The organism is Achromobacter semiaridum (assembly GCF_053543755.1).
Genome location: NZ_JBLVOL010000033.1, coordinates 68,419 through 73,744, shown reverse-complemented (window position 1 = coordinate 73,744; position 5,326 = coordinate 68,419). Strand labels below are relative to the sequence as shown.

The 5,326-nt window shown below is 64.3% G+C and carries 5 protein-coding genes and 1 pseudogene; 5 read left to right on the top strand and 1 reads right to left on the bottom strand.

All coding sequences use genetic code 11. The features are described from left to right. Nucleotides 1-38 precede the first annotated feature (38 nt). The 5 genes from ACNPP0_RS10735 to ACNPP0_RS10715 are packed head-to-tail and all read left to right on the top strand — an operon-like array spanning nucleotide 39 to nucleotide 5,182. Nucleotides 39-905 carry a branched-chain amino acid ABC transporter permease gene (locus ACNPP0_RS10735; RefSeq protein ID WP_046806196.1) on the top strand — a complete coding sequence of 289 codons (867 nt, stop codon included), beginning with the start codon at nucleotides 39-41 and terminating at the stop codon, nucleotides 903-905. A gap of 22 nt (nucleotides 906-927) precedes the next feature. Continuing rightward, complete coding sequence (locus ACNPP0_RS10730) at nucleotides 928-2,709, top strand: branched-chain amino acid ABC transporter ATP-binding protein/permease (RefSeq protein ID WP_448705849.1); 1,782 nt, start codon at nucleotides 928-930, stop codon at nucleotides 2,707-2,709. Beyond that, the gene (locus ACNPP0_RS10725) at nucleotides 2,702-3,406 is read left to right on the top strand and encodes an ABC transporter ATP-binding protein (protein ID WP_448705848.1); all 705 of its coding nucleotides are present in this window, start codon (nucleotides 2,702-2,704) and stop codon (nucleotides 3,404-3,406) included. Before ACNPP0_RS10730 ends, ACNPP0_RS10725 begins: the two co-directional genes overlap by 8 nt. Before the next feature lie 16 nt (nucleotides 3,407-3,422). Next, a complete protein-coding gene (locus ACNPP0_RS10720) occupies nucleotides 3,423-4,418 on the top strand; it encodes an NAD(P)H-quinone oxidoreductase (RefSeq protein WP_448705847.1) in 996 nt (331 codons plus the stop codon). Then, a complete protein-coding gene (locus ACNPP0_RS10715; RefSeq protein ID WP_448705846.1) occupies nucleotides 4,415-5,182 on the top strand; it encodes an SDR family oxidoreductase in 768 nt (255 codons plus the stop codon). The genes ACNPP0_RS10720 and ACNPP0_RS10715 overlap by 4 nt, the downstream gene beginning before the upstream one ends. A gap of 44 nt (nucleotides 5,183-5,226) precedes the next feature. On the opposite strand, the pseudogene ACNPP0_RS10710 reads toward ACNPP0_RS10715, so the two are convergent. Continuing rightward, nucleotides 5,227-5,326, bottom strand: a pseudogene (locus ACNPP0_RS10710) (thiopurine S-methyltransferase); the annotation flags it as partial.

The window sequence follows — 5,326 nt, the reverse complement described above, 5'->3', positions numbered from 1 at the left end:
CCCCCCCGGGGCCGCATCCCGCTCTAAGAGGTTGCACCATGGATATCTTCATTCAACTGGTCATCAACGGCCTGTTGCTGGGCGGCGCGTACACCATCATCAGCCTGGGGCTGACACTGATCTTCGGCGTGGTGCGCGTCGTGAACTTCGCGCATGGCGAGTTCCTGATGATCGGCATGTATCTGGTTTATCTGATTGCCGCGCAATTCGGCGTCCACCCGTATGTGGGGCTGGTTCCCGTTGCGGTGATTCTGTTCGCGCTGGGTGCACTGACGCAAAAAGGCATCATCCAGCCGCTGCTCAACGCCGACCAGCACATTCAGATTTTCGCCACGGTGGGCGTGTCCACCATCTTGCTGAACCTGGCGCTGGTGATCTTCGGCGCCAACGTGTATCGCGCGCCGGTGGAACTGGGCACGAACGCCATCGACGTAGGCAACTTCTCGATGGTGACCGGACAGTTGATCACCTTCGTGATCGGCATCAGTCTGGCCGTGTTGCTGCACCTGTTCATGCACCGCACTTACCTTGGCCGCGCCCTGCGCGCCGTGGCCCAGCATCGCTATGCCGCCACGCTGATGGGCGTGAACGTGAACAACGTCTATGCCATTGCGTTCGGCCTGGGCACCGCGTTCGTCGGCATCGCGGCCGGCCTGCTGGCGCCGCAGTATCCGGTGTTTCCGACGGTGGGCACGTACTTCGTGCTGACCGCTTTCGTGATCGTGGTGCTGGGCGGGCTAGGCAGCCTGTATGGCGCCGTGGCCGGGTCCATGATCATCGGCATCGTGGATACGCTGGCCGGTTACTACATCGCCCCCGACCTGAAAGAGGTCGTGTATTTCGGGATCTTCCTCTTGATCCTTGTCCTGCGACCGAACGGCCTGTTCGGCGTCGGCACAGAGTGATCAGAGCCACAAGGAGCGAGACGTGTTTCCCGACTTTCGAAGCCCCAAAGCCTACGTCAGCCTGATTTTGCTGATCGTGATGTTCCTCGTGCCCGCCGTCATGGGCACGCCTTTCTGGACCAACCTTTTTGTCTTGCTGTTCGTCTTCGCCTCGCTGTCCGTGGCGTGGAATATCGTCGGCGGCTATGCCGGCCAACTGTCGCTGGGCCATGCCGTGTTCTACGGCATCGGCGGCTACACCGCCACGCTGCTGACGCAGAACTTCGGCATATCGCCGTGGATCGGCATGCTGGCGGGCGCGGCCATCTCGGCCGCCGTCGCCATCCTGATCAGCTATCCCACGTTGCGCCTGCGCGGTCCCTTCTTCGCGCTGGCCACCATCGCCATCCTGGAAGTGGTGCGGCTGCTGGTCATCCACGAGGAAAGCTGGACGGGCGGTTCCAGCGGCATCAGCCTGCCGCTCAATATCGGCTGGGCGTGGATCGTGTTCCGCGAAAAGATGAACTACGTGATCATCGCGTTCGGCCTGTTCCTGTTCGTGACGTGGGTGTCGTGGGCGATACGCAAATCGCGCATCGGCCACTACCTGATCGCGATCCGAGAACGCGAGGACGCCGCGCTGGCCGTGGGCATTCACACCGTGCGGGTCAAGATCATCGCGGCCGTCGTCTCGGCCATGCTGACCAGCATCATCGGCACGTTCCACATCACGTACCTGACGTTCGTGGACCCCAGTTCCGCGTTCTCGCTGGAGCTGTCGATCCAGGTGGCCATGTTCGCCTTGATCGGCGGGCTGGGCACGGTGGCCGGCCCCATCGCCGGCACGTTCCTGGTGCTGCCCATCGCCGAACTCGCGCGCGGCTGGTTGTCCAGCGTGGGCAACGGCATGCACGGGCTGATCTACGGCCTGATCCTGGTGGCCGTGGTGCTGACCATTCCGCGCGGGCTGGCGGGCGCATTCGGCCCCGCTATTGAACGTGGACTGGCGCGCTTGCCGTATCTGGGCACGCCGCGCAAGAAGCCGCAACTGGCTGACGAACTGCGTTTGCGCGCCGCGACCCGCACTGACCAGCCGGTGTTGAAGGCGGACAAGCTGTTCAAGAGCTTTGGCGGGCTGCGCGCCACCAACGACGTATCGCTGACGCTGAACCAGAACGAAATCCTGGGCATGATCGGGCCGAACGGCGCGGGCAAGACCACGGTGTTCAATCTGCTGTCGGGCTTTCTGTCGCCGGACAAGGGCGATATTTCGATGCTGGACGCCGACGGCAACTGGGTCACCTGCAAGACGCCGGACGAGTTCGCGCACAAGGGCCTGGGCCGGACCTTCCAGATCGCCAAGCCGTTCACCGGCCTGACGGTGCTGGAGAACATCATGCTGGGCGCGTTCATACGCACGTCCAACCGTGACGAAGCCGAACAGATCGCGCTGAAGGTGGCGGAACAGACGGACCTGGTCAAGTACCTGAACACCGAGGCGCGCAGCCTGACGGTGGGCGGCATGAAGCGGCTGGAAATCGCCCGCGCGCTGGCGATCAAGCCGCGCATCCTGCTGCTGGACGAGGTGATGGCGGGCCTGAACCCGACCGACATCGAGAAGTCGATCCAGATGATCCGGCGCATCCGCGATTCGGGCGTGTCGGTGCTGCTGATCGAACACATGATGCAAGCCACGATGGCGCTGTCCGACCGCATCATCGTCCTGAACGAAGGCGCCGTGCTGGTCAGCGGCGCGCCGAAGGACGTGGTCGAGAACCCCGCCGTCATCGAGGCGTATTTGGGCAAGGAGTACCAGGATGCTTAAGGTGTCGAATCTGTCGTCGGGCTATGGCAAGAGCCAGGTGCTCAACGGCCTGAACTTCGAAGTGAACGCGGGCGAAATCGTGACCCTGATCGGCGCCAACGGCGCGGGCAAGACCACCACGCTGAAGACGCTGTGCGGCGTTATTCCGGCCATGCAGGGCAAGGTCGAGTTCGAAGGGCGGGACCTGACCAACCGCAACCCCTACGACATCGTGGATGCCGGCATCACGATGATTCCCGAAGGCCGCCAGCTGTTCCCGCACTTCACGGTGAAGGACAACCTGCTGATGGGTTCCTACAAGCGCGCGGCGCGCCCCATCGTGGCCCGCAAGCTGGACGAGGTGCTGCGCATTTTCCCGCGCGTCAAAGAACGCTTGTCGCAATACGCCGGGTCGCTGTCGGGTGGTGAACAGCAGATGGTGGCGATTGCGCGCGGCATGATGGCGGACCCCAAGCTGCTGGTGTTCGACGAGCCATCGCTGGGCTTGTCACCGCTGCTGGTGCAGCAGATGTTCGACATCATCCGCAACGTGACTTCGCATGGCGTGACGGTGCTGCTGGTGGAGCAAAACGTGTTTCGCACGCTGCGGCTTGCCGACCGGGGCTACGTGCTGGAAAACGGCGCCATCGTGCGCACCGGCACAGGCGCCGAACTGCTTAGCGACCCCCTCGTCAAAAAGGCCTATCTGGGCCACTGAACCTCAGGATTCCCCTATGTCCCTACGCTGCACATTCATCGACCATGGCAAGGGCGGCGCGCCTGATTGCATGCAGGTCGCCCAACGCGACATGGAAGCGCCCACGGGCCGCCAGGTGCTGATCGAAGTGGCCTACGCCGGCGTCAACCGCCCCGACGTGCTGCAACGTTCGGGCTCGTACCCGCCGCCACCCGGTGCATCCCCCTACCTGGGGCTGGAAGTGTCCGGCACGATTATCGGCGTCGGCCCTGACGTCACCGCGTGGAAGGTGGGCGACGCCGTCTGCGCGTTGACGCCCGGCGGTGGCTATGCCCAGTATTGCCTGGCCGACGAGCGCCACTGCCTGCCCGTGCCGCGCGGGCTGGACATGCTGACCGCCGCCGCCATTCCCGAAAACTACTTCACGGTCTGGACCAATGTGTTTGACCGCGCCCGCCTGTCGTCCGGCGAAAAATTCCTGGTGCATGGCGGCTCCAGCGGCATCGGGCTGACGGCCATCCAGCTGGCCCGCGCATTCGGCGCGCAGGTCTGGACCACCGTGGGCAACCGGGCCAAGGCGGACGCCTGCGTGAAGGCCGGCGCGCATCATGCGCTGCTGTACCGCGACACCGACTTCGAAACCGCCGTGCGCGACGCCACCCAGGGCACGGGCGTGGACGTCATCCTGGACATGGTGGGCGGGTCGTACATCAACAAGAACATCCGGCTGTTGGCGGTGAACGGCCGGCTGGTGCAGATCGCTTTCCTGGAAGGCAGCAAGGCCGAGATCGACGCGTTGCCCATCATGACCAAGCGCCTGCAATTCACCGGGTCGACGCTGCGCCCGCGTTCGGACGAGGACAAGGGCGCCATTGCCCGGTCCTTGGCGGAAAAGGTCATGCCCTTGATGGAACAGGGCCAATGCCTGCCGCTGATCCACGAGGTCTTCCCGCTGGCCGACGCGCACCGCGCGCATGCCTTGATGGAAAGCAGCCGGCATATCGGCAAGATCATGCTGAAGGTGCAAGCATGAGCGGACGCTTTGATGGCCAGGTCGCCATCGTGACGGGCGCGGTGGGCGGCATCGGATCGGCCATCGTTGAAGGCTTTCTGGCTGAAGGCGGCCGCGTCGGGCTGATCGATTTCAATGCCCGGGCTGGACAGGCCTACGAAAAGGTCCTGCAAAAACGCGGCCACGACGTCGCGTTCGTACCCGCCGACGTGGCTCATTTCGATCAATGCCAAGCTGCCTACGACCGCATCACCACCGAGCTGGGCGCGGCAACCATCCTGGTGAACAACGTGGGCATTTCGCCCAAGACGGACGGCCGCGCATTGAAGGTCTGGGAAATGCCGCCCGGCGAATGGGACAAGGTGGTGTCGGTCAACCTGAACAGCGTGTTCTACATGACGCGCCTGGCCACACCGCACATGGTCCAGCAGCGCCAGGGCCGCGTGATCAATATGTCATCGGTGGCGGGCAAGGCGTATTGCGACATCGTGGCGGCGCATTACGCGGCCACCAAGGCGGGGCTGCTTGGGCTGACCCGGCATTGGGCTGCCGAGCTGGGCGAATTCAACGTGACGGTGAACGGGCTGGCCCCGGGGCGCATCAGCACGCCGCTGCTGAAAAGCGTGCCGCAGGAAATCAACGATGCGGTGGCGCGGGTAACGGCGCTGCGGCGGCTGGGCACCCCCGAGGAAGTGGCCGACGCCTGCCTGTTTTTTGCGTCCGACCAGGCTCGGTTCGTGACCGGCCAGGTGCTGGATGTGGCGGGCGGCTGGCTGATGACCTGAGCCTGTAAGCCTGTAGGCGCGCCGCGCCGCCGCCCGCCCGCGGATCAGGCGTCTTGCACGCCCAGCCGGTACACCACGGTGTCCAGCCGGCTGACGCCCGCCCCTTGAAACTTGGGCTCTTTGTCAAGAATGTCGCGGCGGGGC

What these genes read in the sequence shown, in the direction of transcription:
- ACNPP0_RS10735 (WP_046806196.1), top strand. Translation starts at nt 39, where the DNA reads ATGGATATCTTCATTCAACTGGTCATCAACGGCCTGTTGCTGGGCGGC.
- ACNPP0_RS10725 (WP_448705848.1), top strand. Translation starts at nt 2,702, where the DNA reads ATGCTTAAGGTGTCGAATCTGTCGTCGGGCTATGGCAAGAGCCAGGTG.
- ACNPP0_RS10720 (WP_448705847.1), top strand. Translation starts at nt 3,423, where the DNA reads ATGTCCCTACGCTGCACATTCATCGACCATGGCAAGGGCGGCGCGCCT.
- ACNPP0_RS10715 (WP_448705846.1), top strand. Translation starts at nt 4,415, where the DNA reads ATGAGCGGACGCTTTGATGGCCAGGTCGCCATCGTGACGGGCGCGGTG.